The following is a 26741-nucleotide window of genomic DNA, read 5'->3' on the forward strand; positions in this document are numbered from 1 at the left end:
CAGAAAGCCTGTACGTGGGTTAACCGATCATTTTACGCAATACGGGGTTATCCAAGTGAGAATGATTCGGCCGGGTAGTCGCGGGTCGGTGCGCGTAAGTAAATGGAAGGTGGCGCAGCGCGGCGCGATGGCTTGTGTTGACTGCACCGGCGCATAACACTGTTGCTTCCGGTAAGTCGATGTGAGGCAAAGGCACTCACGTGACGCACGGTATGCAGGCTCAGGCAACGATGGTTGCACTCGATCTGCCAGCGTCTCGTCCAGGCGCCGCTCGTGTGATGCTACGGCTGCCTTGAACATTACCAGTTGGAGTATGAGAATAGCGCCGCTGTCTCGTGCAGATTCGGTAACTTCGGTAACTTCGGTAACGACGGGCCAGTGCTTCTCTCAGCCTCCGTCCTGATCTCCATAGGTTGTTCGACATCGTCATGGCGTCCCCATTTGAAATGAGTGAAACCCTGGTCGGCGCGCTTTCGCTGCGGGCCATCAAGTCTTTTCTCGCTGCCGCAAAGTTCAGGAGCTTTACCGGGGCGGCCAATGCACTGAGCGTGACCCCCGCGGCCGTGAGCAAGCAGTTGCGGGAACTGGAGGATTACCTCGGCACAGCGTTGTTTATCCGCTCGGGGCGCACCGTTGAACTGACAGCCGATGGGGAGATGTTCAAGGATGCCGCGCAGCTTTCGCTGATCAACCTTCATCAAGCCGCCGAACGCCTGCGCAAGAGAATTCCGGCCAGGCAGACGCTGATCGTCTGCTGTTCGCCCTCGTTTTCCGCGCTGTGGCTGCACGCAAGGCTTCCTGAATTCCTTCACGACGCCCCGGATATCGAACTCACCGTGCTGACCACGCAGAACTTCGTCTCGATGGAAGCGGGCATGCAGCCGGATGTGTACATCGCCAAGCTGGCCAGCCTGCGCGACGGATACGAGAGTGAGCACCTGTTCGACGACGAGGTCTATCCGGTGTGCACTCCACAATACCTGGAGAAAAACGGCCCGGTGGCGGCACCCGAAGAACTGCTCGACATGTCGCTACTGGATCTCAGCGCCTACGGTCGCTCGCAGATTTCCGAACACATCGACTGGAAAGTCTGGCTGGCGCTGCATGACGTGGACACCAGCTGGTGCGCGAACGTTCCGCGCCGGTTGTTCACCAGCAATGATTATCCGGCCATCGTACAGCTGGCCCTGGCGCATCAGGGCGTGGCGTTGGGCTGGCATCATCTCGTCGGCCATCGGGTCGATAGCGGCGAACTGGTGCGTCCGCTGCCGCACACGACCGTCATGAGGAATCGCGGCCACTACCTGTCCGTGCGCAAGGACAAGGCGGACGCCAGCGCGTGTAAACGATTCTGCGAATGGATCAAGCAGGAACTCGCCTCGCAAGCTTCACGAAAAAATTGAAGGAATGCAGCAGGAATCCGGGCATCCAGACCATCGTGCTGGATCACGACGATCCCTTTCCCAAGGGCGACGCCCTTGAGCGCATCTGGCCGAAACAGTAGGCACGGTCCACAGCCAGATCGTTTCGGCCCAACGATCTGCGCGCGGCAATCGGCACGGTAACCGCTAGAATTGCGGTTTTAGCCCGGAATACGCCCATGTCTTTTGCCTCGCTCGGCCTGATCGAACCCTTGTTGCGTAATCTGCAGGACCTCAAATACCAGACACCTACGCCGGTGCAGGCCAAGGCGATTCCGGTTGTGCTCGATGGCCGTGACGTCATGGCCGCGGCACAAACCGGCACGGGTAAAACCGCGGGATTTGCGCTGCCGCTGTTGCAACGGCTGGTACAGCACGGCCCGGCCGTGTCCAGCAATCGCGCGCGCGTGCTGGTGCTGGTGCCCACCCGCGAGCTGGCCGAGCAGGTGCTGCAAAGCTTTATCGAGTACGGCCAAGGCCTCGATTTGCGCTTTCTGGCCGCCTACGGCGGCGTGAGCATCAATCCGCAAATGATGAAGTTGCGCAAAGGCGTGGATGTGCTCGTCGCCACGCCGGGCCGTTTGCTGGATCTGAATCGCCAGAACGCCGTGCAGTTCGATCAGGTGCAGACGCTGGTGCTGGATGAAGCCGACCGCATGCTGGACCTGGGCTTTGCGCGCGAACTCAACGCCGTCTTTGCGGCCCTGCCCGCCCAGCGCCAGACCCTGTTGTTCTCCGCCACATTTACCGATGACATTCGCGCGATGGCGGCGAGCATTTTGCGCAATCCGGTGAATATCAGCGTCAGCCCGCCCAATGCCACGGCTAGCAAGATCAAGCAGTGGGTGGTGACGGTGGACAAGCGGAACAAGCCGGATCTGTTCATGCACCTCGTGGCGCAGAACCACTGGGAACACGCGCTGGTGTTCGTCAAAACCCGTAATGGCGTGGACTATCTGGCGGCCATGCTGGATGAAGCGGGCTATGCGGTCGACACCATTCACGGCGACAAACCGCAACCCGCACGCCTACGCGCGCTGGAGCGCTTCAAGTCGGGCGAAGTCAACATGCTGGTCGCCACCGATGTGGCCGCGCGCGGCCTCGATATCGACGACCTGCCGCTGGTGATCAATGTCGATCTGCCGATCGTGGCGCAAGACTATGTGCACCGTATTGGCCGTACCGGCCGAGCGGGCGCGAGTGGCGTGGCGGTGTCGCTCGTGTGTGCCGATGAAGCGCCGCAACTGGCCGCGATCGAAGCGCTGATCCGGCAGACGCTGCGCCGGGAAGAGGAGCCGGGTTTCGAAGCCGAACACCGCGTGCCGGAAACCAGCGCAACGGGCGAGATCATCAAGAAACCCAAAAAGCCCAAGAAGCCCAAAGTGCCGCAAGCCGCGCCGGCCTCCACGCAATCGGTCGGTAAAAAGCCGCGCCCGCAAGGAGGCGAGAGCAAACGCAAGCCCGCGGCGACGGCCGCGGATCAAGGCACGAGCGTGTTCATCAACCCGTTCAGCACGCAAAAGCCCCGCGGCAAGCCTGCCAGCAAGCCGACCCATAAGCCCACCGGTAAGCCCGCCAGCAAGCCCGCCGCGGGTTCACGCAAGCCGGCTGGCAAACCTGCTGCTGGCCGCGGCAAACGCCAGGCTTGATCCGCGCGGATGCGTCCAGCCAGCCCTGGATCGGGCTGGCGGTTTGCGGCATGCACTCCAAACCGGCTCTTAGGCCATCTGCTTTAATGAATCTGACTGCGCAGGGTCCTTGCGGCCGCAACCATGTTGGTCAGCGCCGGCAGCACTTCGGCCCACTGACGCGTCTTCAGCCCGCAGTCCGGGTTCACCCACAGACGCTCAGCCGGAATGCGCTCCGCCGCCTTGCGCATCAGTTGAACGATGTGATCCTGCGTGGGGATATTCGGCGAATGGATGTCATAGACGCCCGGGCCGATTTCATTCGGATACTTGAAGTCGTCGAACGCGTCGAGCAGTTCCATATCCGAGCGCGAGGTCTCGATTGTGATGACATCGGCGTCCATCCCGGCGATCGACGCGATGATGTCGTTGAACTCCGAATAGCACATATGCGTATGGATCTGCGTCTCGTCTTGCACGCCGTTAGCCGTGATGCGGAACGCTTCCACGGCCCAGCGCAGGTAGTCGTCCCATTGCGCGCGGCGCAGCGGCAGGCCTTCGCGCAGCGCGGCTTCGTCGATCTGGATCACGCGCACGCCGGCTTTTTCGAGGTCGATCACTTCTTCGCGTATCGCCAGCGCCAACTGGTAGCACGACACCGAACGCGGTTGATCGTCACGCACGAATGACCAGTTCAGGATCGTCACGGGGCCTGTGAGCATGCCCTTCATCGGCTTGTTCGTGAGCGATTGCGCGTAACGGGTCCACTCGACCGTCATCGCCTTCGGACGGCTAATGTCGCCGAACAGGACAGGCGGCTTCACACAACGCGAGCCGTACGACTGCACCCAGCCGAACTGGCTGAACGCGTAGCCGTCGAGCTGCTCGCCGAAATATTCGACCATGTCGTTACGTTCCGCTTCACCGTGCACAAGCACGTCGAGGCCCAGCCTTTCCTGCTCGCGCACGCTGCGCTCGATTTCAGCGCGCATCGCGGCCGCGTAGCCGGCATCGTCAAGTGCACCGGCCTTGAACTGACTGCGGGCTTGACGGATTTCCAGCGTCTGCGGAAACGAGCCGATCGTCGTGGTCGGATACGCAGGCAGATTCAGGAGCGCGGCCTGCTTCGGGGCGCGTTCCCCGTAGGCACGTTGACGGTTGCCGAGCTTCGCGTCGATGCGCGCCAGCGCGGCCTTCACTTCGGGATTGTTGACGCGCGGCGAGTGGCGACGCGCGGCGATCGCGGCGGCATTGGCGCTGAGTTCGGCTGCGACCTGATCGCGGCCCTGGTTGAGCGCCGTCGCCAGTACCTTCACTTCGTCCAGCTTTTGCAGCGCGAACGCGAGCCACGCGCGGATCTCACCATCGAGCTTGTCTTCGCTGGCCAGATCGACCGGCACATGGAGCAACGAACACGACGGTGCGATCCACAGGCGATCGCCCAGTTGTTGCGCGAGCGGTTCGAGCCATTCGAGCGCAGCGGTGAGATCGGTCTTCCAGATGTTGCGGCCATTGATCGCGCCCACCGACAGCACGCTCTGTGCGGGCAGCTTCTGCGCGACTTGCGCCACTTCTTCGCGGGCGTTGATCGCATCGATATGCAAGCCGTCGACGGGCAGGCTGCACGCCAGCTCCAGATTGTCTTTGAGCTCGCCAAAATACGTGGCCAGCAGCAGCTTGACGCTGCGCTGATCGAATCCTTCGTAAGCAGTCTTGAATGCTTCGCGCCAGGCAGTATCGAGTTCGGTCACGAGAATCGGCTCGTCGATCTGCACCCATTCCACGCCTGCAGCGTTGAAATAGCTGAGCAGCGCGCGATAGACCGCCATCAGGCGCGGCAGCAGTGCGAGCTTGTCCGAATCGTCCTTCGCCTTGGCCAGCCACAGATACGTCAACGGGCCAACGATCACCGGCTTGGCCTTCACGCCTTGTGTGCGCGCTTCGCGCAGTTGTTCCGAGAGACGCGAAAAATCGAGGTTGAACTGGCTGTTCGCGGTCAACTCCGGGACGATGTAGTGATAGTTCGTATCGAACCACTTCGTCATTTCTCCCGCGGCCACGCCACCGCAACACGCTGCGTGGTCTTCGTCGCCCTTCGCCGAGCGACCCCGCGCGACACGGAAATAATTGTCGAGCTTGTCGCCATGAAAATCGCGCACGCGCTCGGGCAGGTTGCCGAGCGTGAAGCTCATGTCGAGCACCTGGTCGTAGAACGCGAAATCGCCAACCGGCGCGAGGTCGAGATCCTTCTGATGTGCCCAGTGACGCGCGCGCAGTTCGGCGCCCAGCGCCTTGAGTTCGTCGCGCGACGACTCGCCCTTCCAGTAGCGTTCAAGGCCGAACTTCAGTTCGCGTTTTGCGCCGATGCGCGGAAAGCCGAGGTTGTGCGTGGTGACCATGTGCGCTGCCATCCCAAAGAGAAATGCTGAAAATCGTTCAGAGTGGCAGCGATCATAGAGCTATCGGCAGATGAATAAAAATGGCATTATTTCATCGTTCCATTAGATTTTTTCATTGATTAACCGGGAGGCCTGCGTCGTGCTCGAACGCGTTCATCTAGTTATCGTGCGCGAAGTCGCGCGCCAGGGCTCGCTCACCGCCGCGGCCGCTACGCTTTTTCTCACGCAATCGGCCCTCAGCCATACGGTCAAGAAGATCGAGCAGCAGCTCGGTACGCCAATCTGGGATCGCGAAGGCCGCAGCCTGCGCCTCACCCAGGCGGGCCAATATCTGCTGGCGCTCGCAGAACGGCTGCTGCCGCAGTTCGAGCAGGCCGAGGCGCGCATGAAGCAATATGCCAACGGCGAGCGCGGGACGCTGCGCATCGGCATGGAATGCGCGCCTTGTTATCAATGGCTGCTCAAGGTGGTGTCGCCCTACCTCGCGCGCTGGCCCGATGTCGATGTCGACGTGAAGCAGCGCTTCCAGTTCAGCGGGATCAGCGCGCTGCTCGGCTATGACGTGGACGTGCTCGTCACGCCCGATCCGCTCCATCATGCGGGTCTGCGCTTCGATCCTGTGTTCGACTATGAGCAGGTGCTGGTGGTCGCCGAAGCCCACCCGCTCGCAAAAGCGCGCTACGTGAAGCCCGAACAGCTGGTGGACGAAACGCTCATCACGTATCCGGTGGAGACCGACCGGCTCGACATTTACAACCAGTTTCTGCGCCCCGCGGGCGTGGCGCCGCGGCGGCACAAGACGATCGAAACGACCGACATCATGATGCAGATGGTCGCCAGCAACCGTGGCGTGGCCGCCCTGCCGAAGTGGCTCGCCGAGGAATACGCCGACCGCATGACGCTGGCGAGCGTGAAACTCGGCAAGGAAGGCATCGCCAAACAGATTTTTCTCGGCACGCGTGAAACCGATGGCGCGATCGACTATCTGGCTTCCTTCGTCGAATTCGCGCGCAAGTCGAACTGGCACGCGCCGCGCATGCGGCGTTGAATCGGTGTGGCTGAATCGTTGATTCTCGCGCGACATCCGAAAGCAGAACTACACGAGATACCCAACCGCGGCCATTGATCCGATGCAGGCGTGGCCGCCCTATTTCACAACCGCTATCCAGGACTTCCTCAGGCGCAAAGAGACAACCTGCTAAACTCGTTGATCGCTGGGTTTGATGTCTTTGAGTATGTCAATGCTAAAGAGCAGTTCGAAGAGTGGCCTCGTTTATTCCACGGACGGCGGGCGGATGTGTCCCGAATGCCGGCACCCAGTCGCCGAATGTGTGTGCAAGACGATGGCAAAGACACAACCGGCGGGCGATGGCGTCGTGCGGGTCCTGCTTGAAAAAAAAGGTCGGGGCGGGAAGAGCGTAACGGTCGTTAAAGGGGTGGCGCTCGACGCCGCTGGCGTCGCCGCGCTAGGCAAACAGCTGCGTGCAGCTTGCGGCTCGGGCGGAACGGTCAAGGATGGCGTCATCGAAATCCAGGGCGACCATTGCGAACGCGTGATCGAAGCGCTCAAGAAGTCCGGCCATAGCGTGAAGCGCGCCGGGGGCTAACCCCGGTCGGCCGCACGCGACAAACTCCATCGACCACGCGCAACCCAGCCGATAAGCGCCAAACATCGTTTATTCGCAAACGCCCTCTAGCAGGAGCGCGCGACCCGTTATCGTCCAGGCCAGGATCGCCAGTCCGCTAAAGGCAGTGACTCCGATCGCCAGGACCACGGCATCAGCCAGCCAATCAGACACGCTGAAGAGAGATCAATGAAGAAGGGCAAACCGAAATATACGCGTCACGATGCTGAACGACTCTTCGAGGGACTTCCCGCGGGGAGCGTAAAAGCATCGAGCCGCCCAGAGAACCCGTTCGAAGCCGCGCCATTCGCAGCCGAGCCGTTCAACGAGGTGCGACGCGCCGACGACGAAGCCAGCCTCTGGAAAGAGAACCTCGTCAAGTTGCCGGTCGCGATCGAATTGCCGGCCGGCTACGCGTCGGTCAACGCCATGCGCGAGGCGATGGCGCGGGCATGGCACATGAGATGGGTGCGTGAGGAGAGAAACGAGGTGGTCGCCGAATTTCCCGAAGGATGGAAAGCCGTGCGCCCGAAAAGCGGCCCCATCGAACTGCGAGATGCCGCTGGCGTAGTTCGCGCCGTATTCGGATGGGCCGAGGACGCCGAACTGCGGATTCTGCCCAGGTATCTGGTCGAGTCGCAGACGAACAGTTTAAGCGGGCTGGGCAGCCTGGTTGTGCGCGATCGCGGCAACAACCAGATTCTGGAGCGATCGTCGGTCTGGTCGGCTAAAACGGGTACCCATCATCCCGACTGGCGCACGCTTTCGGTGTGGCTCGACTCGCGCTACCCGCACCATGCGGACCCGCTGCGATACTGGAACGATTGCGAGGAAAACATCCAGAACCAGGCGACGGCTGGCGGCCCCGTTTTTCCGGGCTAAACGCGACCGCCGCAAAGATCGACGCGCTTTTTTACGCGTCTTTCAGCCAGGGCATTTCCACGGGCGACACGATCAGTTGCCGGGACTCTCGCTCAAGTTCGAAGATGAATCCGACCAGGATCATGGAGTCGGCATAGGGGATCGGGAAGACGTGAGGATTGTCCGCGCCAAGCAGCCGGCGCGTGGGCGTATCGGCCGTCGTTGCGGCGTTTGCGCGGACGCTTTCCAGTTCGTCGGCCATCGCCTGCCCACTGACTTTCACAACGCGGCTACGCAGGTCGCTGAAGGGTTCGATGCGCGCCCCGTCTTCGTTGTATTCGGGTACTTCATAGATAAACCAGGACATGGGCCTCTCCCAGAAAAAAGGCAGCCATTCTAACAGCGCAGGCAGCTAGCGATCCCCGGCCCCAGTCTACGATCTGACGATCAATGAAGCAAAGGACTGCAAGCGTTTGAGCGTGATGTTCTGGTTACCGTCGCCATACAGCGAACTGTCGGTCTGAGCGGATAGCCACTCGATGAATTGGGCACGCGACTCGAATATCTTTCCTCCGTCGCTCTCCAGACTACGAAAAAAGGCATCGCCGTATTCGGGCGTTGCCACCTCTCCATCCTGCACGCTGGCATAAACGTAGCTATCGCCGTATTTGGTGAGGCCCATCCCGCAATAATAAGCGTGACCATATGCGAGGTCATTTCCCGCATCGAGGCGTTCCGCAACAGCATTGGCAAGCTCGACGCCAACCGGCATGAGCCGATCGGTTTGGGCCTCAGGCTCGAGCTTCTGCGACACAGTCTCAATCTTCTGCGACCGATTCAAACGGATGGCCCATACGAGGAAAACGACGGTGCAAACAAGGCCCGTCAGCCCGCCTGTGATCCAAAGATATTTGTTCACTCCGGTGGCATGAACAGCGTCATTCCACAGGTAGGGAGCGGCAACAATGCCAATGATAAGGAGCACTTGAAACATGGCTTCGATATTTAGAAATCTATAGCACGCGCATCGCAGACAACGCGATGATCGTCGATGAAGGCGATCGCAATCATAACTTCGCCCGTCGCGTGCGTGCCTTTGCCTCAACAGGCGTCCCCATTCCCGACACAGCGGCGTGCCTTACATATCGCCCTTTAAAAAAGGCTCGAGCGAATCCGTACCCAATGGGCAAGCTCCTGGCGTACGTCAGCGCCCTGGTGTCGTACGCCACCAGGTAGTTTCACCGATGGTATCCGCGTGAGATGACAGCAATCTTTTTTTATCAGTAGAATGCACCAGTCGCAAAGTTCGGTATCGTTCAGCCACTGGCCTCCTGGCTCACCAGGCTAATGCCTCGTAAAAGCCCGCATGCCATTAGCATACGCATTCCCACAAGGCGATACGGACAAGACAATCGCATGACCAGTCTGGCCGATGCAGATCAGGAAGAAGTGGCGCGCCACCCAGTCAGCGCGCGGCGCCAAAGTTCAAACCGTCTCGTGAGTACTTACCTGGCCGCAATACTGTGTATTCCAAAACGCAAATCGATCCGGTAGTCAGCTTCCGCAACTCGCAGGGCGAGCAGGTGCGGGGGACGATCATCAATCTCCAGCGCAAGTCCCTGGTGATGGAGGTCTATAACCCGTACTCGATTGTCCAGGTCAGTGAGGTGTTGAACGACCTGTCGGTCAAGATGGGTGTGGAGCACGCCTATTCGGGCAAGGCGGTCGTCATCAGCATGGTCAATACCGGCCTGACCGCGATCGTCTCGGTGACGCTCATCGACGAATGGCGGGAACTGAGCGGCGGCGTGCTGGAAGCGCGTACCGTGGGCGAAGAAGCCCGCCGCTTCGCGCAGGACTGGACCGACCGTTTCCAGATTCGCCGTGACTACCAGATTGCGGTCAATCAGCTGCGGGCCTTTTTGACGGACATGTCGCGCTGGGTCGAACAGGCGGACCTGGCCGACAGCATGCCGAAAGAAGGCAAAAGCCTGCGCGAGGACTTCTTCCTCGAACTGGCCTCGCCGCTCATGGAGCGGACCAAGTTCTACTTCGACGAATTCGAAGCCGAGGCGCGTCTCGTCGACGAGGAACTCGCGCCCGCCCACCGCGCCTTCGCCCAGGCGGCGCTCCATCCGTTGCTGCTGCGCTCGCCCTTCGTCTTCCGTACCTTCTCGAAGCCGCTGGGCTATGCCGGCGACTACCAGATGGTCAACCAGATGATCGACGATCCCCGCCAGGGTCCGAGCACCTATTTCCAGATCGTCAACGCGGCCTTCCTGCAAACGGCCGTGGCGCGCGCGCACCGCAATCGCATCGATCTGCTGGTGGACTACCTGACCCGCCTCGCCAACGAAGCGCGCGCCGCGCAGCGGCCGTTCCGGGTGCTGAACGTGGGCTGCGGCCCCGCCCAGGAGATCCAGCGCTTCATGGATGAATACGACGAACCGGAGTGGCTGTCGTTCGAGTTGCTCGACTTCAGCCAGGAGACGCTGGACTGGACGCGCGAGCGCCTCGGGTCGGTCGCGCAGAAGACGGCGTCGCGCATGAACATCAGCTATACGCACGATTCGGTCCACCATCTGCTCAAGCGCCGCATGGATGCCGACGCACCGGACGTGCGCGAGTTCGACGCGGTCTATTGCGCCGGCCTGTTCGACTACCTGTCCGACAAGGTCTGTGCCCGCCTGAATCAGCATTTCGCCAGCCGCACCCGGCGCGGCGGCCGCCTGCTGGTCACCAACGTCCACGCCGACAATCCGGAGCGCTTCAGCATGGAGCACGTGCTGGAGTGGTATCTGATCTATCGCAACGAGGCACAGATGGCCGAGATCATGCCGGAGCAGTGCGGCGAGCCGCGCCTGTACACGGACGCGACCGGCGTGAACGTCTTTGCCGAGATCACCATCGGCCAGCAACACGTAGCCTGACATGACGACATCCATGGTTGGGCTGCAGTCGAACTATCGTGAAGAGCTGCGCGACTACCGGCTGCTGTGCAGCAAGGCTGGCGGCCTGACCGTAATCGTGCTCGTGCTGATGGGTGTGGCGTTGGACTATGTCGTGTATCCGGGTGAGCAGAAGCGCTTTGCCATCGTTCGGGCGCTGACCAGCGCACTGATCGGCCTCGCTGTGCTCTCGCTCTACACAGCAAAGGGCAGACGCCATGTGCAGATCATCACCTTCTTCTGGCTGCTGCTGCCACAGGCCATGATCTCGTGGATGATCTACGCCACGCAGGGCGAGCAGTCGCTGTTCTATGCCGGGCTCATGCTGACGATCTTTGCCGTGGGCATCCTGTTCCCCTCCGGCTACTGGCAGACGCTCGCATTCGGCCTGGCCACGGGCGCGTTCTACTACCTCGCCTGCTGGGCGCATCCAGGCGGGATCAGCAACCCAAGCAAGTTCAAGTTCCAGCTCATCCTGATCATCTTCTGCGCGCTGGCCAGCTCCATTTACACCTTCTTCAACGAGAAAGGCCGTTTCCAGCTTTTCCGCCTGAAGGACGAAGTGGCGCGCAAAAACGATCAGCTCGCACGCACCAACGAGAACCTCTCGCAGATCAAGGGCCAATTGCTGCAACAGGAGAAGATGGCGGCCATCGGTACGTTGTCCGCAGGGCTGCTCCACGAGGTCAACAACCCGGTGAACTTTTGCCTGATGGCCATCGAAGTCGCGATGGAAGAACCGCAAGCCAAGGACAACCCGTCGCTGCAAGAGTGCCTGACCGACGCGAGGCAAGGCATGCACCGCATCCAGCATATCGTGTCGGATCTGAAGACCTTTGCCTACCGCAAGCCCGACGCCGCGGCGGACGAGGTGCCGTTCCTGTTCGAGAAGGCGCTCGACTCGTCGATCCGGCTGAGCGCCCATGAACTGCGCGGCGTGAAAATCACGCGCGAGCTGCCCGCCGACACCCTCGTGCTCGGCGACGAAGCGGCCATCATCGGCGTGCTCATCAACCTGTTTTCGAATGCCGCGCTTGCCATGCACAAGGCCGGCACCGCATCGCCGCAAGTTCATGTCAAGGCCAACTGGCACGAAGGCGATGGCCGTCTGCATGTGAATGTGCGCGACAACGGCCCGGGAATCGCAACGGAAAATCTGGCGCGGGTATTCGAGCCCTTCTTCACGACCCGCGAAGTCGGCCAGGGCCTCGGTCTTGGTCTGTCCATCAGCTATGCGGTAGTCGAACGGCACGGCGGCACACTGTTTGCTGAGAGCCAGCCAGGTGAGTGGACCGCTTTCAATTTCGATCTGCCGCGCGTCGAGTAAACCCGATATGAGCGAGCCCCAGCAAACACGCCACACCGTCGTCTATGTCGACGATGAGGAGTTGGCCCGCAAATACTTTGCGCGCGCAGCCGGCAGCGACTACGAAGTGCTGCTCGCCGAAAACGCGGACGAGGCCATCGCAATCCTGCGCCGCGAAGGCGCGCGGGTGACGGTCCTCGTGACCGACTTCCGCATGCCGGGCCGTCATGGCGCCGACCTGCTACAGCAGGTCGCGCAGGAGTATCCGCAGATCGTGCGCCTACTCGTGACTGCCTACGCGGACAAGGACGCGCTACAAGGATTGGTCGACTCAGGCGAGGTGTTCCGGATCCTGGAGAAGCCGCTAGGCATGGCCGTGGTCCGCGAGGTACTCGCGTCGGCGACATCGTCCCTCGCACCACGCCCGAAGTGATGCAGCGTGTGAGGGTCGACCCCGTTTTCACGAATGCCGGCGCCAGGGGCTTCGGCAAGATTGCCGGCAACCGCGCGACGACGTCCTTTGGCGCGCGTACCCGGCTCATCAGGATCGCATGCGCGTCCGGTGCCGGCCCGACCGTGACGCTGGAACTCAAAAATTTTAAGCATCGAACGCACAGGAGTGACCAATGAACAATGCGATTGCCGACCAGACTCCGCCCCCGGCGATTCTGTTCGTTGATGACGAAGCCACCGCGGTCAAATACTTCGAGCGCGCCATCGGCGCGATCGCGCCGGTGGTGACGGGCGCGTCCGCGGCAGAGGGCAAGGCGCTGCTGGATGCCCACGCCGACAGCCTCGCCGTGCTGGTGTCCGACCAGCGCATGCCCGGCGAATACGGCAACGAACTGCTGCGCTACGCACGCGAGCGCTATCCCCATATCGTGCGGATCCTGACGACGGCCTATTCGGAGCTGGACCAGACCGTCGAGGCCGTCAATCAAGGCCAGATACATCGCTATATCAAGAAGCCCTGGGACATCAGTGCGCTGCGCATGGAGATGAAGCAGGCGCTGGAGCTCTCGGGACTGCGCAAGGAGCGCGACCAGCTCGTGCGCGAGAAGCTGGGCGTGCTGCAAACGCAGACCGTGGCGGCCCGCATCGGTACCGTGCACACCTTGTGCGCCAGCCTGATCGGCCCCGGTCGCTTCCAGCCGGTGGAGACCTGGCTGGCTGGCGCCGATCTGGCCGGCACGCACAACGCCGAACCGGACTGGCAACGGATGGACTACGCCGATCTGGTGCGGGTCGAAAGCGAATGCAGCGGCAGCTTCGGTCACGCGGTCGGCACGAGTCTCGCGCAACTGCGCACGCAACATGCGGGGCGCAGCGCGGCCGACGCGTTGCAGGTCTTCACGGAAGCCCTCGGCGCCACCGTGCGCGGCGGCGGCGATGCGCTGATCTGGACCACGCCCGACACGCTGAGCGAGTTCCTCACCCGGCCAGTGGGTCAGGCGGTCTCGGCCGGACACGCTACCTGGCTGGCCTGCCTGCTGTGGCTGGAAGAAGCCGGCGGCGCCCTGCAATGCATGCGTGAAGGCGACACCATCGTCTGCCGCGCCAGCACGCGCACGGCCACTTTCTCGGCCGACCGCCTGGCCGTCTGGATCGAGCGATTCGCGGAGTCAGCTTTCGCTTAGGCATACGAAACACAGGATCTTCCCGCTTTCGCGGCTTGCGCCCGGCGGCTCCTCCAGGAGCCACCGGGCGCAAGCGTTTGTTCCGGTCGAATTCGATCCCTTCTGTATCTGGCGACGGCCCTGGAGGCCCGCTAATCTGAACGTGTCCGGCCGGTTCAACGGCGGGTTCGACCAGCCTTTGATATCGGGAACGCGATGCAGATCAATGCAATACCTTTCGGGACCACGAACTGGGACACCGTGGAGCAAACCGCCCATGCGGGAGAATGCGGAACGGCCTACTGGAAGACGCAGCACTTCAACGACATCCGCGTGCGCTGCGTGGAATACAGCGCGGGCTACGTCGCCGATCATTGGTGTACCAAGGGGCACGTCCTTCTGTGCCTGTCCGGCGAACTCGAAACCGAACTCCTCGATGGACGCCGGTTCATCCTGTCCGCGGGTATGAGTTACCAGGTGGCAGATAACGCCGAGCCGCACCGTTCAGCGTCGCCTAAAGGCGCGAAGCTTTTCATTGTCGATTAGCGCCAGCGAACAGCGCATTCCCGGCGCCCCTGCTGGAAGCCTTCAGGCGGCCTCGGGCACCTCGATCACGCCTTCCATATATTGAACGGCATGTCCGGAAATGCGGACCCGGCCCGCTTCCAGCTCGCAATGCAGCACGCCGCTGCGCCGGGACGCCTGCAACGCCAGCAGCTTCGTCTTGCCCAGCCGCGCGGCCCACAACGGGGTGAGCGCCGTATGGATCGATCCGGTAACCGGGTCTTCGTCACCGCCGTTTGCGGGCCAGAAATAGCGCGAGACAAAATCGTGGCGCTCGCCCCGCGCCGTGACCACCACATCGCGCGGCCCAAGTCGAGCGATCAAGGCGAGATCGGGCACGACTGCACGCACCTGCTCTTCGCTCTCGTACAACGCAATAAACGCCTGCTGGCAGACAAAGACTTCCTTGGGCGCAATGGAAAGGCCACGCGTGAGTTCGTCCGGCATCTCGTCGACCGGCTCGATGTCGCGTTGAGGAAAATCCATCTCGATCATGCCGTCGCGGCCGCGCCGCACCGTGAATGCGCCCACTGCATCGGCATGAAAATCAATCTGTTGCTGCTGCGCAAAGCGGTTAAACAACACGAAGGCGCTCGCCAGCGTGGCGTGTCCACAGAATGCAATTTCCGTGATCGGCGAGAACCAGCGGATGCCAAATCCGCCATTCGCATTGGCCGCGACGAAAGCGGTTTCGGAGAGGTTGTTCTCGGTCGCAATCGCTTGCATGAGCGATGCAGGAAGCCAGTCCTCCAGCAGGACCACGGCTGCGTAGTTGCCCTTGAAGATTTCGTTGGTGAACGCGTCGACTTGATAGATGGGAAGCTTCATGGCGCTGTCATGTCATGAGTGGGAAGCTCACTCATGCTAGCGTTCGCCGCTCGCTCACGACATGGACAGATTGTGGCGCTGGTCGACAGAAATTGACTGCTGCACGTTGAGGCCCGATCTGCGACAACCGCCTTCACGGCGACCTCACACACCCGCTCCGTATAGATCGTCCTCATCGTCTCTCGCGGGCTCTTTGGCGTAAAGCGCCAGCACGCGGCCGACATCGCGCACGAACGCTTCCATGACTTCCAGGCATGCGGGATCATCCGGCGAGAAATCCTCGGGATTGCTCTTGCCCTGGGCCCGCCGGATAGCGCGAATACTGGCCTCCAGGGCCCGTGCTTCGGCCCAGATCGGGTCATTCTCGGGGAGATTGGGTTGTTCGTGCGCCATGCATGGATTTTCGGCAGCGAACGCGCAAACTTTAGCGGCGAGTTTGAAAGGGGGCGAACGCAAAAATTACCTGCGGACGGCCTGGCGCTCAGCCCTGCGCCAGTGCGAGCCGAATCGTCTTCCCTTGCCCCGCCGCACGTTCGAGGTGATCCTCTAATTTCTGCGCATACCAGTTCGTGAAATTCGTCAGCATGAATTCCGAAGGTGCATAGGGCCCCGGCGTATAGGCCTTCGAACTCACACCGCACTGGTTATGGGCCACTAGCGTCGCGTCCTGTGCATTGGTCGCACGCCAGACTTCGATCAGCGTCTCGATGTCGTAGTCCACGCCTTCCACCGCGTCTTCGTGCACGAGCCACGTGGTCTTGAGCGCCGTTTGCGTCGCCGAAACCGGCAACACGCGGAAGTGAATGATATGGTCCGAGAGAAAGTGATTCCAGTTGTTCGGAACCCTGAACATTCTCACCGATCCCAGATCGCGCTCCGTGAAGTCGCCGAGCAGCTTGTTGCACGCGGGCCGCCCATCGGAGGTGAAAGACACCGCGCCGCGATGGAACGGCAAACGGATGCAGCGAAATTCCGTGCCGCCATCAGCAGGTTGATGCGGCAATCCAAGGCTGTCCCACAGCGCCTTCTTTTCCTGCATCAGTAACTGGAAATCGCGGTTCGCGCGCGGGTCGTCGGGCAAGGCGAATTCGATCAGCGTGGCCAGCAGTTCCGGATGACTGCCGATGCAGTGATAGCACTCGCGATTATTTTCGATCACGAGCTTCCAGTTGGCGTCTTCGACGATCGTCATGGAGAACGCCACCTTGGTGCGCTCCGGGTGATGCGGCGCGATGTACGGCGTGACGGCGGCCTTGAAGCGCGCGATATCGGGCGGCGTATCGGCGATACAGATATAGACCATGCCGCAGATCACTTCGACATGAACAGGACGCAGGCCATGTTCGCTACGCTCGAAACCCGCGGGCATCTGGCGCGCGCTCAACAGCGTGCCGTCGAGTTCATAGACCCACTGGTGATACGGACACACGAGCCGTTTCGCGTGCCCCGCCGCATCGGTGCAGATCAGCGAGCCGCGATGACGGCAGGTGTTGAAGAACGCCGCGACTCCGCCGTCCTTGCCGCGCACGACCACCACCGAGGTGTCGCCGATCGAAAGCGTGATGTAGTCGCCCGCGCGTGCGATCTCCGCAACGTTACAGGCGAATAGCCATTCGTTCGAGAAAACGGCCTCGATATCGAGTGCGTGCATGGCCGGTTCGGTGTAGAAGTCGCGCGCGAGGCTGTAGCCTTCGCGGCGCGCGGCGAGTAACGCACGCACATGGGCGGGATCGATCACGATGTCGCTTCCTTTATTCGGATTCAAATACGGGTTGTGCTGCACGCGTTTCGCTTTCGGCTAATTCGTCGTCGTGCGCGCAAGCCAGAGGCGCCGCGTCGCCGATGCCGGCCAGCGCGAACGCCTCGGCGAGAAACTCCACGCATGCCTTCACCCTGGCCGATTGCGCGAGCCGCTCGGGGAACACGGCCCAGACGTTGGCCGGTTGCGTGACGTCGGGCAATACGCGCAGCAGGCGCCCTTCGTCGAGCAACGGCTGCACGTCCCAGATCGAACGCAGCACGATCCCGCGTCCCGCCAGCGCCCATTGCACGGCCGCCTCGCCATGATTGGTCGACAGCGGCCCCGTCACCTTCACGCAGACCGGCTCGCCGCCTGCATCGAGACGCCACACGCCGAACGGGTGATCGCGTTCCTTGATCGCGAGACACGCGTGCGATTCGAGATCGGCGATGCACTGCGGCGCGCCGTGCAACGCGAGATACGTCGGCGACGCGCACAGCACCCGATAATTGGTGGCGAGACGCTTCGCGATCAGGTGGCCCGCGATATCGTCGCCAATGCGGACATCCAGATCGAAGCCCTCGCCCGCTACATCCACGACACGGTCGAACAGATCGAGCCGTACATTCAGTTGCGGATAGCGATCCGACATCGCCGCGAGTGCGGGCGCGACAAACTTGCGCCCGAAGCCGAAACTGCTCGACACCCGCAGCGTGCCGCGCGGAATGCGCCGCGTGCTGGAGACATCCTCGACGAGCTGGTCGACGTCATCTAGGATTTTCTCGGCCCACGCGAGCACGCGCTCGCCCGCCGCCGTGATCGCCACGCGGCGCGTGGAGCGATGCAGCAGACGCGTGCCCAGGCACGCCTCCAGCACACCCACGCGCTTGCTCACGTAGGCGGCCGACGCACCCAGCGCCTCGGCCGCGCCGCTGAAGCTCGACTTGCGCGCGACGGTGCAGAACACGCGCAGGTCGTCGATCTCTGGACTGCCAGGCAATTTCAGCATCGCGGCGGCATCAGAACGAATGGCGCATGCCGATACGCACATCGGCCTGAGTGGTCGTGGTCGACGGCGTGAAGCTGTAGCCGATCACGGCATCCACGCCTTGCGACGCCTTGAGCCAGTCGCTGGAGATATAGACGTCGGTACTCTTGGAGAGCAGGTAATGCACGCCCGCCGAGAGTTGGTTCCAGTGATGCGCGTCGAAGTGCGTGTACTGGTAGCCGCCCACCACGCTCAGCGCGGGCGTGACCTGCCAGTTCGCGCCGCCTTCACCTACCTGCATGTGCTGGCTCTCGCCGAACGCCTTGATCTGCGTGTAGGTGAAGTCGCCCATCAGCGTGACATTGCCGATGGCATAGCTCGCGCCCACGCCGAATGCGCCCTGCTTGTCCACTGGAAACGGTGTGTTCGCGTAGAGATCGGTAACCGCGCCCGTGCCCGGATCGACGCTCACGGTCGGCTGGCCAAAGAACGAATGCACGCCGATCATCGCGTATGGATCGAACGCGTAGATGCCCGACGGATTGTTCAACTGCGTATAGGCCGTGCCCATCGAAAATGCGCCGCGCTGATACTGCGCGCCCACGCTCCACGCGCTGCCATTGTGAAAGCTGCCCGGCGTATTGCTGAACGAGTACATACCGCCGAACTGGAAGCCGCCGAACGTATTCGACATGAACTTCACGGCGTTCGGCAGATGATCGCCGTTCATGCGGTCGAAGTCGCCCTGATTGATGGCGTAGCCGCTCGCCCAGGCGGAGGCGTTGTACAGATAGACCATCTCCTGGGTCATGTCGATCTGGTTGCCGAAGGTCAGCGTGCCCCAGTCGTTCTTCAGGCCCACGAAGGCGGCACGGCCGAACAGCGAGCCGCCGTTCGAGATCTGCCCATTGCCGAGGTGAAAACCGCTCTCCAGTTCGAACACGGCCTGCAAGCCGCCGCCCAGATCTTCGCTGCCCTTGATGCCCCAGCGGTTCGCATAGGAAATACCGTCGTCGAACTTCACCTGATGCGCGCCGCCCGCATTGCTCACATAGGTCACGCCCGCATCGAGTACGCCGTAGAGCGTCACGCTGCTTTGCGCGCTGGCCGCGAGAGGCAGTGCGGCCAGCGTCAGCACGGCCGCGTAAAGCGCGCTCGTGCGCAGTGTCTTCATCGAATTCATGTTGCGATATGGGTCCGGGTTGTCGTTATTGTTGTGGGCTCAATTCAGGCCGCGATCCGCTTCGCTCACGAGACGGCGTTCCTGTTCGATGTCGAGCGAGCGGCAGGTCCACAGATAGACCAGCGCGGCCACGGGCAGGCCCACGAGCATCGCCACGTCGGTGCCGCCCAGCGCACGGGCGACCGGACCGGTATAGAGATCCGTCTTGAAGAACGGAATCATCGCAACGAAGCCCACCGCGTAGGCGGTCAGGCCGCGCCAGTTCCAGCGGCCGTAGATGCCGCGCGGATTGAAAATCTCGCGCACCGAGTAGTGCGAGTGACGCACCACGAAGAAGTCGATCAGGTTGATCGCGGTCCAGGGCGTGAACAGATAACCGAGGATGCCGAGGAAGTCGCCGAACTTGCCCATGAAGTTATCCGACGCCGAAAAGGCCAGCGAAGTCGCTACCAGCGCCACCACGATCAGGCTCGCAATACGCTTGCTCGCGTTCGATTTGAGCGGCTTGAACGAATCGGTGATGCTCAGGAGCGTGAGCGAAGCGCCGTAGAAGTTCAGCCCGGTAATCGCCAGCAAGCCGAGCAGCGAGAGCAGCAAGGTGACCGTGCCGAAGCCCGGGAAGATCATGTCGCCCGCGCGCTGTACCGCATCCGAAATTTCGATCTGCGCATTGAGCGCCGCCGCCGCCGTCCCCACCAGCATCATCCACACGCCGCCAATCAGCGCGCCCAGGAAGGTCCACCAGAAGGTTGCTCGCACACCGGTCGTAGGCGGCAAATACCGCGAGTAGTCCGAAACGTAGATCGACCACGACAATTGATACGCCGCTGCCGAGAACAGCTGCACGAGGAACGGCGTGGCCTTGAAGCCCGCAAAGCTCAGTTGTGCGGCCGGGAACGGCATCTTCACGCACATGCCGATGCTGAAGATCGTCAGCGCGATGAGCAGGGCGAATGCGAGCCAGCGCTGCGCCTTGTGGATCAGGTCATAGCCGAACACCGCGAGACCCACCGCCAGCACGGTGAAGACGATGTAGCTCAGATGCGGCTCGGTGCCCAGCAGATGATGCGCGGTCTGCCCCGCCATCAGCTGGTTGAAGGAGTTGTAGCCAATATAGGTGACGAGCGCGACCACCCACACGAGCAGCGCACCCATATAGCCGAACTGCGGCCGCGACTGGATCATCTGCGGCAGACCGAGTTGCGGACCCTGGCTCGAATGGAACGCCATGAAGAAGGTGCCCAGCACATTGCCGAGCACGATGGCGATCGCGCTCCACAGCAGGTTGCCGCCCATGCTGATGCCGATCGCGCCCGCTGCGATGGTGGCGAGGTTCGCATCGCCCGTAAACCACACGGGCCAGAGATGCCACGCTTTGCCTTTGCGTTCGGCGAGCGGCACGTAGTCGATCGAGCGCGACTCGATCCGCGATTTGGCGCGCGAGCGCTCGCCGGCCAGCACTTCGGCCATTGCCTCTTGTGTCATGTCTCCTCCAGTTGTGGGGTGGCGCGAGCGGCTTCGCCTCAAGCGAAACCACCCTGCGCGCCGCGCGCGGCTGCGGAAAGCTTTTCCGATCCCGGTCACGGCATGGTTATCCTACGGTTAACAACAAACCATTGGTTAACAATAGTACGCATCCTGGAGGGGTGACACGCACTATCGCATCCTCCTATTGACGGCTCCCGAGAAATCCATTTGCTTTGCGTCCACGCAAGCAAAGCGGATATCCAACACTAAGGATACGCGGCACGCATCAAAGCGGAAGAGTTTTCACACTAGCTTCGAGGGATAACCCTGATCCCTCGCCGCGCGAATTTCTCCTATCCTTTCGTTAACCCATAGTTTTGTTGTAACCATCAGTTAATTTATTAGCGCGCTCACTCACTGCGGCGGACCCCATGACCTATCTCCCGATCGAATTCCACAAGCAACCGGCGCTGCCGAAGCTGCCGGCCGACTTCTGCGCCAACCCCGAACTCGCCTGGACCATCCCGGCAAGCTTCTACACCGCCGAAGCGGTCTACAAGGCGGAAGAAAAGCGCATCTTCGAGGACACCTGGATCTGCGTGGCGCATCGCAGCGAACTGGCGGAAGCGAACGCCTACGTGACGCGCGAAGTCGTGGGCGAGAGCATCCTGCTCGTGCGCGGCAAGGACAAGGTGCTGCGCGCCTTCTATAACGTGTGCCCGCACCGCGGCCACCAGTTGCTCGAAGGCAGCGGCAAGGCGAAAAACGTCATCACCTGCCCCTACCACGCGTGGGCGTTCAAGCTCGACGGCGCGCTCGCGCACGCCAACAACTGCGATCACGTGCAGTCGTTCGACAAGGACAACTCGACGCTCGTGCCGGTGCGCGTGGAGGAATACGCAGGCTTCGTGTTCATCAACCTGAACCCGGACGCGCAAGGCGTGGAAGCGCAACTGCCCGGCCTCGAAGCCAGCATGCGCGCGGCCTGCCCCGTGATCGACGACCTCAAGCTCGCGGCGCGCTTCGTGACCGAAACGCCGGCCAACTGGAAGTCGATCGTCGACAACTACCTGGAGTGCTATCACTGCGGCCCGGCCCACCCCGGCTTCTCCGACTCGGTAAAGATCGACCAGTACTCGCACACGCTGCACGGCAAGTGGACGGTGCAGTTCGGCCACGCGCAATCGTCGGAGCGCTCGTTCAAGCTCGACCCGTCCATCACCAACCCGAGCTTCAGCGGCTACTGGGCGTGGCCGTGCACGATGTTCAACGTGCCGCCGGGCGGCGACTTCATGACGGTCATCTACGAATTCCCGATGAGCGCCGAAGTCACGCTGCAGCACTACGACATCTACTTCCTCAACGACGAGCCGACCGAAGAGCAGCAGAAGCTGATCGAGTGGTATCGCACGGTGTTCCGCCCCGAAGACCTGCGCCTCGTCGAGAGCGTGCAGAAGGGCCTGAAGTCGCGCGGCTATCGCGGCCAGGGCCGCATCATGGTCGACGAAAAGCGCAGCGGCATCAGCGAACACGGCATCGCGCATTTCCACAACCTGCTCGCGCAACACTACCAGGACTGATCATGACGTCGCTGCAAACTCCCGGCCTGTTCCGCCAGCAGGCCTATGTCGACGGCCAGTGGCGCAACGCCGACGACGGCGCCACGCTCGTCGTGACCAATCCTTCGACGGGCGAGCTCATCGCGAACGTGCCGAACATGGGCGCGGGCGAAACGCGCGCGGCCATCGAAGCCGCGCAGCGCGCCCTGCCCGGCTGGCGCGCGACCACCGCGAAGGAACGCGCGCGCCTGCTGCGCAACTGGTTCGAACTCGTCATGGCGAATCAGGAAACGCTCGCCGAACTGATGACGCGCGAGCAAGGCAAGCCGCTTGCAGAAGCACGCGGCGAGATCGCCTACGCGGCCTCGTTTATCGAATGGTTCGCCGAGCAAGGCAAGCGCATCGACGGCGACGTGATCCCGAGCCCGAACCCGGACCAGCGCCTCGTGGTGACGCGCGAACCCGTGGGCGTGTGCGCGGCCATCACGCCGTGGAATTTCCCGGCCGCGATGATCACGCGCAAAGCCGCGCCCGCTCTGGCTGCGGGCTGCACGATGGTGGTCAAGCCCGCCAACGAAACGCCGCTCTCCGCTTTCGCACTCGCGGCGCTGGCCGAGCAGGCGGGCATTCCGGCGGGCGTGCTCAACATCGTCACTGGCAAGTCGCGCGAGATTGGCCTTGAGATGACGTCTAGCCCGCTCGTCAAGAAGCTCAGCTTCACGGGCTCGACCGAAGTGGGCCGCCTGCTGATGCGCCAGTGCTCGGACACGGTCAAGAAGGTCTCGCTCGAACTGGGCGGCAACGCGCCCTTCATCGTGTTCGACGATGCCGATCTGGACGCCGCAGTGGAAGGCGCGCTGCTCTCGAAGTATCGCAACGCGGGGCAAACCTGCGTCTGCGCGAACCGCTTCTATGTGCACGACTCGCTCTACGACGCCTTCTGCGAGCGCTTCGCGGCGCGCGTAGCCGCCTTCAAGGTGGACGACGGCTTCGCCGAGGGCGTGAACATCGGTCCGCTCATTACCGCAGCAGCGCGCGACAAGGTCGATACGCTGGTGCGCGACGCCGTGGCGCAAGGCGCGCGCGTCGTCACGGGCGGCGCGCAGCACACGCGCGGCGGCAACTTCTACGCGCCCACCGTGCTGGCCGACGCGAAGCCCGGCATGGCCGTGCTCAGCGAAGAGATCTTCGGGCCGGTCGCGCCGATCGTGCGTTTTTCGACCGATGCCGAAGTCGTACAGCTTGCCAACGACTCGATCTACGGGCTCGCCGCGTACTTCTATAGCCGCGACATCGGCCGCATCTGGCGCGTGGCCGAGCAACTGGAGTACGGCATCGTCGGCATCAACACGGGGCTGATCTCCAACGAAGTCGCGCCGTTTGGCGGCGTCAAGCAGTCGGGCGTCGGCCGTGAAGGCTCGAAGTACGGCATCGACGACTATCTGTCGATCAAGTACCTCTGCATGGGCGGCGTGACGCGTTAAACCGCGTGCTTGAAGAAGCATTAAAGCTGCGCTGTACGCGGATGCGGCCCACGCCGCATCCGCTTTTTATCCGAACTCCGAATCCAGAATCACCCGCGCCCGCGTGCGATACCGTCGACGCGCTGCACGCGGTAAAGGAAGGCACCATGAACGCCCGCGAATCGATCACTGTCGACGTTGTCGCCGTCGAGCAACTCACTCCGCTCATCAAACGCTTCACGCTCGCGCTGCCCGACGGCGCGCCGCTGCCCGCCTTCAGCGGCGGCGCCCACGTGCTGGTCTCGATGCAGGACGGCGATCAGTGGCATCACAACGCTTACTCGCTGCTCAGCTCGCCGCACGACACGCGCCAGTACCAGATCGCCGTGCGCCGCGAAGAAGCCTCGCGTGGCGGCTCGGCCTTCATGCACGAGCAGGTCCAGGTGGGCACGCGGCTCGCTATCGGTTCGCCCGCGAATCTGTTCGAACTGGCGCGCGAGGCGAAAAAGCATGTGTTCATCGCGGGCGGCATCGGCATCACGCCGTTTCTCGCGCAACTGCACGAGCACGCCCCCGCCACTGATTCCACCTTCGACCTGGAATTGCACTACGCCTACCGCAGCCCCGAGCACGGCGCGTTCGTCGACGAACTGAAGGCCGGCCCGCACGCGGCCAACGTGCATTGCCATGTCGAAAGCGAAGGCGGACGTCTCGATCTGCACAAGCTCTTCAAGAGCCTGCCCGCCGACGCGCATGTGTACGTCTGCGGCCCGCAAGGTCTCAACGACGCCGTCTACGCGAACGCCGCGTTGCTCGGCTGGCCGAAGGCGCAACTGCATTCGGAGCAGTTCGCCGCCAGCGACACGGGCGGCAAGGCCTTCACGGTGGTGCTCGCGAAGTCGGGGATCGAACTGGAAGTGGCCGAGGACGAAACCATCCTCAAGGCGATCGAGCGCGCGGGCGTGACCGTGGAATCGCTGTGCCGCGAAGGCGTGTGCGGCACCTGCGAAGTGCCGATCCTCGAAGGCGAGGCCGATCACCGCGACCAGTATCTCGACGACGACGAAAAGGCCGCGCAGAAGACCATTCTGCTGTGCGTGTCGCGCGCACGCACCTCGCGGCTCGTGATCGACCTCTGAGCGCGGCGCGCCATCGGCGCGCCCCCGGGAACGGCCACGGGCCCGATCCGCTAAACTAACGGTTCATTTTCGGGGCGCACGGAGGGCGGGCAGCGCCCCGGCCGCGCACCTGTTTCAGCAACGGCGGCGACTAGCCGCCTTTTTCGTTTGGCCGCGCGAAACGTCATAGAGGGAAATGGATGTCCGAGGATACGTTCGCGTTCCGTCTCAAAGTGCTGCTCGAGCACAAGAAGCTAAGCCTTCAGCAAGTGGCCGACGCCGTCGGCATTTCGCGCCCCGCCGTGCACAAATGGACGCGCGGCGGCGAGATCGACTATCTGAACCTGCGCCGCCTCGCGGCCTTCCTCGACGTCAACTGGGTCTGGCTGCGCTACGGCGACGAAGCTGTGCGCGATCTCGGCCTCGCGGGCACGACCGAGCTGCCCATGACCGATCTGCGCCGGCGCTACACCGCCGAGATCATGTCGAACGAAGCGCGCATGAAACACGCGCAGGAATCGGCCGGCATCGTGACGTGGGAATGGAATCTGGTCGCCGACGAGCTGATCTATTCGAGCAACTGCGCGAAACTCTACGGCCGCGAAATCCATAGCAACGACGAATTCTGGGAAATCCTGCATCCCGAGGACTCGATCTGGCTCAATGCCGAGGCCATGAAGGATCTGGTCGCGAGCAAGACGCCGCGCGTGTGGGACTTCCGCATCATCCTGCCCGATGGACAGATTCGCTGGATCGAATCGCGCGTGGCCACGCTGCTCGACGACGCGGGCCGCCCCGTGCGCGTGGTGGGCACGACCATCGACATCAGCGCGCGCAAGGACGCGGAATCCGCGTTGCAAAGCCGCCTGCAACTGCTCAACGACGCCGCGCGCATCGCGGGCGTGGGCGCGTGGCGCTGGCTGCGCGCGCAGGACGAACTGATCGTTTCCGACGAATGGTGCCGCCTGTTCGGCGTCGATCCTGCAAAGGCGCCGCGTCACTACATCGAGCTTTCGCAGCATATTCATGCCGACGATCGCGCCGCGCGCGAAGCGGCCGTCAACGACGCGCTGACACGTCGCGCCGATTATCGCGTGCTGTATCGCGCGTCGCTGCCCGACGATACGTGGCGGCTGGTGGTGGAGCAAGGCCAGGCGCGCGTGGCGCCGCATGGCGAAGACGTGTGGCTCACGGCGCTGTGCCGCGCGGCGCAACCCGCCGACATGCAGGCGGCCACGCAATCGTCCGCACAACCGTCCACCGATAACGGCGCGGCCTGAGCGGCGCGCCGCGCGCGTGGGTTCAACCACTGCGGCACCGGCCGCCGCGGCATCGGCCGCCGCGGCATCAACGCTCGCGCGAGTTCACGCGCATCATCGCGTCAATGGCCGCGGCTAGCTCGGGGTCGAGTTGCGGCCAGCGGTCGGGCGGCAACTCGGCAGCCGGCCGCGAACGACGCTGCCTTTCGGCGGCGGCTGCGGCGGCCTCAGGCGGCGCCGCGCCATAGCGATAAACCAGCGTGCGACGCGGCGTAACCACTTCCGACACATGGACGATGTCCGCGCCCAGCCAGAGCCGCAGGATCTCGCGCACCGCGCGCACGTCCGCCTGCACCCGCACCGCCAGCTCCGATGTCGTCCCGCCCTCGCCGCCCCGCATCGCCTCGATCAGGCGCTGCGCCAACTCACCCTGGTCTCGCATCCCACGCTCCCTGTCCATGCCCGCCTCGCGGCGGGTGTGCGCGTTCGGTTGGTCGGTCGCAGTACGACACGGCACGACGCGATACGACGCGCAAAAGGGAAACGCTAACCCGAGTGGGAGCGGAGTCATCCTGAAAAAGGGGGAGGCCAAAGGACGGCGCGTGCGCGCCGTCACGCTAGCGGCCAAAGTGAAACGACGGTAAGAAACGCGACTGGAAAGCCGCGCATCTTGCCGTCCGGGAGGAAGCAGTCCGAGCCGCGTCGAAACGCGAAAGGGCTTAAAGCGCCTGCGCCACCGCGCGCCCCACATCCCCCGTCTTCGCCGC

The 26741-nt window shown here is 62.7% G+C and carries 24 protein-coding genes; 14 read left to right on the plus strand and 10 right to left on the minus strand.

Annotation, left to right across the window (positions count from 1 at the left end; genetic code table 11):
- The first annotated feature begins 413 nt into the window (after positions 1 to 413).
- Together U5782_RS39990 and U5782_RS39995 are read left to right on the plus strand one after the other, a co-directional pair.
- Positions 414 to 1403 (plus strand): LysR substrate-binding domain-containing protein, encoded by a 990-nt coding sequence (locus U5782_RS39990; protein WP_322049387.1) that lies wholly within the window; start codon positions 414 to 416, stop codon positions 1401 to 1403.
- A 197-nt stretch (positions 1404 to 1600) separates the two neighbouring features.
- Positions 1601 to 3070, plus strand: coding sequence for a DEAD/DEAH box helicase (locus U5782_RS39995; RefSeq protein ID WP_322049388.1), 1470 nt, complete (start codon positions 1601 to 1603; stop codon positions 3068 to 3070).
- 83 nt (positions 3071 to 3153) lie between these two features.
- On the opposite strand, the gene metE is transcribed toward U5782_RS39995, so the two are convergent.
- Positions 3154 to 5448, minus strand: coding sequence for a 5-methyltetrahydropteroyltriglutamate--homocysteine S-methyltransferase (gene metE / locus U5782_RS40000; protein ID WP_322049389.1), 2295 nt, complete (start codon positions 5446 to 5448; stop codon positions 3154 to 3156).
- A 139-nt stretch (positions 5449 to 5587) separates the two neighbouring features.
- Here metE and U5782_RS40005 point away from each other — a divergent pair, with 139 nt between their 5' ends.
- The 3 genes from U5782_RS40005 (at position 5588) to U5782_RS40015 (ending at position 7955) form a co-directional block, all read left to right on the plus strand.
- Positions 5588 to 6496, plus strand: coding sequence for a LysR family transcriptional regulator (locus tag U5782_RS40005; protein ID WP_322049390.1), 909 nt, complete (start codon positions 5588 to 5590; stop codon positions 6494 to 6496).
- A 193-nt stretch (positions 6497 to 6689) separates the two neighbouring features.
- A complete protein-coding gene (locus U5782_RS40010; RefSeq protein ID WP_322049391.1) occupies positions 6690 to 7055 on the plus strand; it encodes a translation initiation factor Sui1 in 366 nt (121 codons plus the stop codon).
- A 207-nt stretch (positions 7056 to 7262) separates the two neighbouring features.
- Complete coding sequence (locus tag U5782_RS40015) at positions 7263 to 7955, plus strand: hypothetical protein (RefSeq protein WP_322049392.1); 693 nt, start codon at positions 7263 to 7265, stop codon at positions 7953 to 7955.
- Positions 7956 to 7986: 31 nt separating this feature from the next.
- Here U5782_RS40015 and U5782_RS40020 read toward each other — a convergent pair whose 3' ends face one another.
- Both U5782_RS40020 and U5782_RS40025 read right to left on the minus strand, forming a co-directional pair.
- Positions 7987 to 8301: a helicase gene (locus tag U5782_RS40020; protein WP_322049393.1), complete on the minus strand. Its 315-nt coding sequence runs from the start codon at positions 8299 to 8301 to the stop codon at positions 7987 to 7989.
- A gap of 66 nt (positions 8302 to 8367) precedes the next feature.
- Positions 8368 to 8928 carry a hypothetical protein gene (locus U5782_RS40025; protein ID WP_322049394.1) on the minus strand — a complete coding sequence of 187 codons (561 nt, stop codon included), beginning with the start codon at positions 8926 to 8928 and terminating at the stop codon, positions 8368 to 8370.
- Between the two features lie 529 nt (positions 8929 to 9457).
- On the opposite strand from U5782_RS40025, the gene U5782_RS40030 reads away from it, so the two are divergent.
- The 5 genes from U5782_RS40030 to U5782_RS40050 all read left to right on the plus strand — a co-directional run bounded on the left by U5782_RS40030 (position 9458) and on the right by U5782_RS40050 (position 14350).
- Positions 9458 to 10864: a class I SAM-dependent methyltransferase gene (locus tag U5782_RS40030; protein ID WP_322049395.1), complete on the plus strand. Its 1407-nt coding sequence runs from the start codon at positions 9458 to 9460 to the stop codon at positions 10862 to 10864.
- Between the two features lies 1 nt (position 10865).
- Entirely contained in the window at positions 10866 to 12209 is a 1344-nt protein-coding gene (locus U5782_RS40035) for a sensor histidine kinase (RefSeq protein WP_322049396.1), read from the plus strand.
- Between the two features lie 7 nt (positions 12210 to 12216).
- Positions 12217 to 12621 (plus strand): response regulator, encoded by a 405-nt coding sequence (locus U5782_RS40040; protein WP_415914499.1) that lies wholly within the window; start codon positions 12217 to 12219, stop codon positions 12619 to 12621.
- 193 nt (positions 12622 to 12814) lie between these two features.
- Complete coding sequence (locus tag U5782_RS40045) at positions 12815 to 13825, plus strand: response regulator (protein ID WP_322049397.1); 1011 nt, start codon at positions 12815 to 12817, stop codon at positions 13823 to 13825.
- 195 nt (positions 13826 to 14020) lie between these two features.
- Positions 14021 to 14350 (plus strand): DHCW motif cupin fold protein, encoded by a 330-nt coding sequence (locus U5782_RS40050; RefSeq protein WP_322049398.1) that lies wholly within the window; start codon positions 14021 to 14023, stop codon positions 14348 to 14350.
- A 42-nt stretch (positions 14351 to 14392) separates the two neighbouring features.
- Here U5782_RS40050 and U5782_RS40055 read toward each other — a convergent pair whose 3' ends face one another.
- From U5782_RS40055 to U5782_RS40080, 6 genes are all read right to left on the minus strand, one after another.
- Complete coding sequence (locus U5782_RS40055; protein WP_322049399.1) at positions 14393 to 15196, minus strand: PhzF family phenazine biosynthesis protein; 804 nt, start codon at positions 15194 to 15196, stop codon at positions 14393 to 14395.
- A 144-nt stretch (positions 15197 to 15340) separates the two neighbouring features.
- On the minus strand, positions 15341 to 15589 hold the full coding sequence (locus U5782_RS40060) for a hypothetical protein (protein WP_322049400.1): 249 nt from the start codon (positions 15587 to 15589) through the stop codon (positions 15341 to 15343).
- A gap of 88 nt (positions 15590 to 15677) precedes the next feature.
- Positions 15678 to 16934, minus strand: a complete 1257-nt coding sequence (locus tag U5782_RS40065) for an aromatic ring-hydroxylating dioxygenase subunit alpha (RefSeq protein ID WP_322049401.1) — start codon at positions 16932 to 16934, stop codon at positions 15678 to 15680.
- A gap of 13 nt (positions 16935 to 16947) precedes the next feature.
- A complete protein-coding gene (locus U5782_RS40070) occupies positions 16948 to 17946 on the minus strand; it encodes a LysR substrate-binding domain-containing protein (protein WP_322049402.1) in 999 nt (332 codons plus the stop codon).
- A gap of 10 nt (positions 17947 to 17956) precedes the next feature.
- On the minus strand, positions 17957 to 19099 hold the full coding sequence (locus U5782_RS40075) for a porin (RefSeq protein ID WP_322049409.1): 1143 nt from the start codon (positions 19097 to 19099) through the stop codon (positions 17957 to 17959).
- Between the two features lie 48 nt (positions 19100 to 19147).
- On the minus strand, positions 19148 to 20593 hold the full coding sequence (locus tag U5782_RS40080; RefSeq protein WP_322049403.1) for a purine-cytosine permease family protein: 1446 nt from the start codon (positions 20591 to 20593) through the stop codon (positions 19148 to 19150).
- Between the two features lie 413 nt (positions 20594 to 21006).
- On the opposite strand from U5782_RS40080, the gene U5782_RS40085 reads away from it, so the two are divergent.
- From U5782_RS40085 to U5782_RS40100, 4 genes are all read left to right on the plus strand, one after another.
- Positions 21007 to 22155 (plus strand): ring-hydroxylating oxygenase subunit alpha, encoded by a 1149-nt coding sequence (locus tag U5782_RS40085; protein ID WP_322049404.1) that lies wholly within the window; start codon positions 21007 to 21009, stop codon positions 22153 to 22155.
- A gap of 2 nt (positions 22156 to 22157) precedes the next feature.
- A complete protein-coding gene (locus U5782_RS40090) occupies positions 22158 to 23618 on the plus strand; it encodes an NAD-dependent succinate-semialdehyde dehydrogenase (RefSeq protein ID WP_322049405.1) in 1461 nt (486 codons plus the stop codon).
- Positions 23619 to 23764: 146 nt separating this feature from the next.
- Positions 23765 to 24736, plus strand: a complete 972-nt coding sequence (locus U5782_RS40095; protein WP_322049406.1) for a PDR/VanB family oxidoreductase — start codon at positions 23765 to 23767, stop codon at positions 24734 to 24736.
- Positions 24737 to 24915: 179 nt separating this feature from the next.
- Entirely contained in the window at positions 24916 to 25995 is a 1080-nt protein-coding gene (locus U5782_RS40100; protein ID WP_322049407.1) for a PAS domain-containing protein, read from the plus strand.
- 67 nt (positions 25996 to 26062) lie between these two features.
- On the opposite strand, the gene U5782_RS40105 is transcribed toward U5782_RS40100, so the two are convergent.
- Positions 26063 to 26416, minus strand: coding sequence for a hypothetical protein (locus tag U5782_RS40105; RefSeq protein ID WP_322049408.1), 354 nt, complete (start codon positions 26414 to 26416; stop codon positions 26063 to 26065).
- Positions 26417 to 26741 lie beyond the last annotated feature (325 nt).

The organism is Paraburkholderia sp. J67 (assembly GCF_905220265.1).
Lineage (GTDB): Bacteria > Pseudomonadota > Gammaproteobacteria > Burkholderiales > Burkholderiaceae > Paraburkholderia.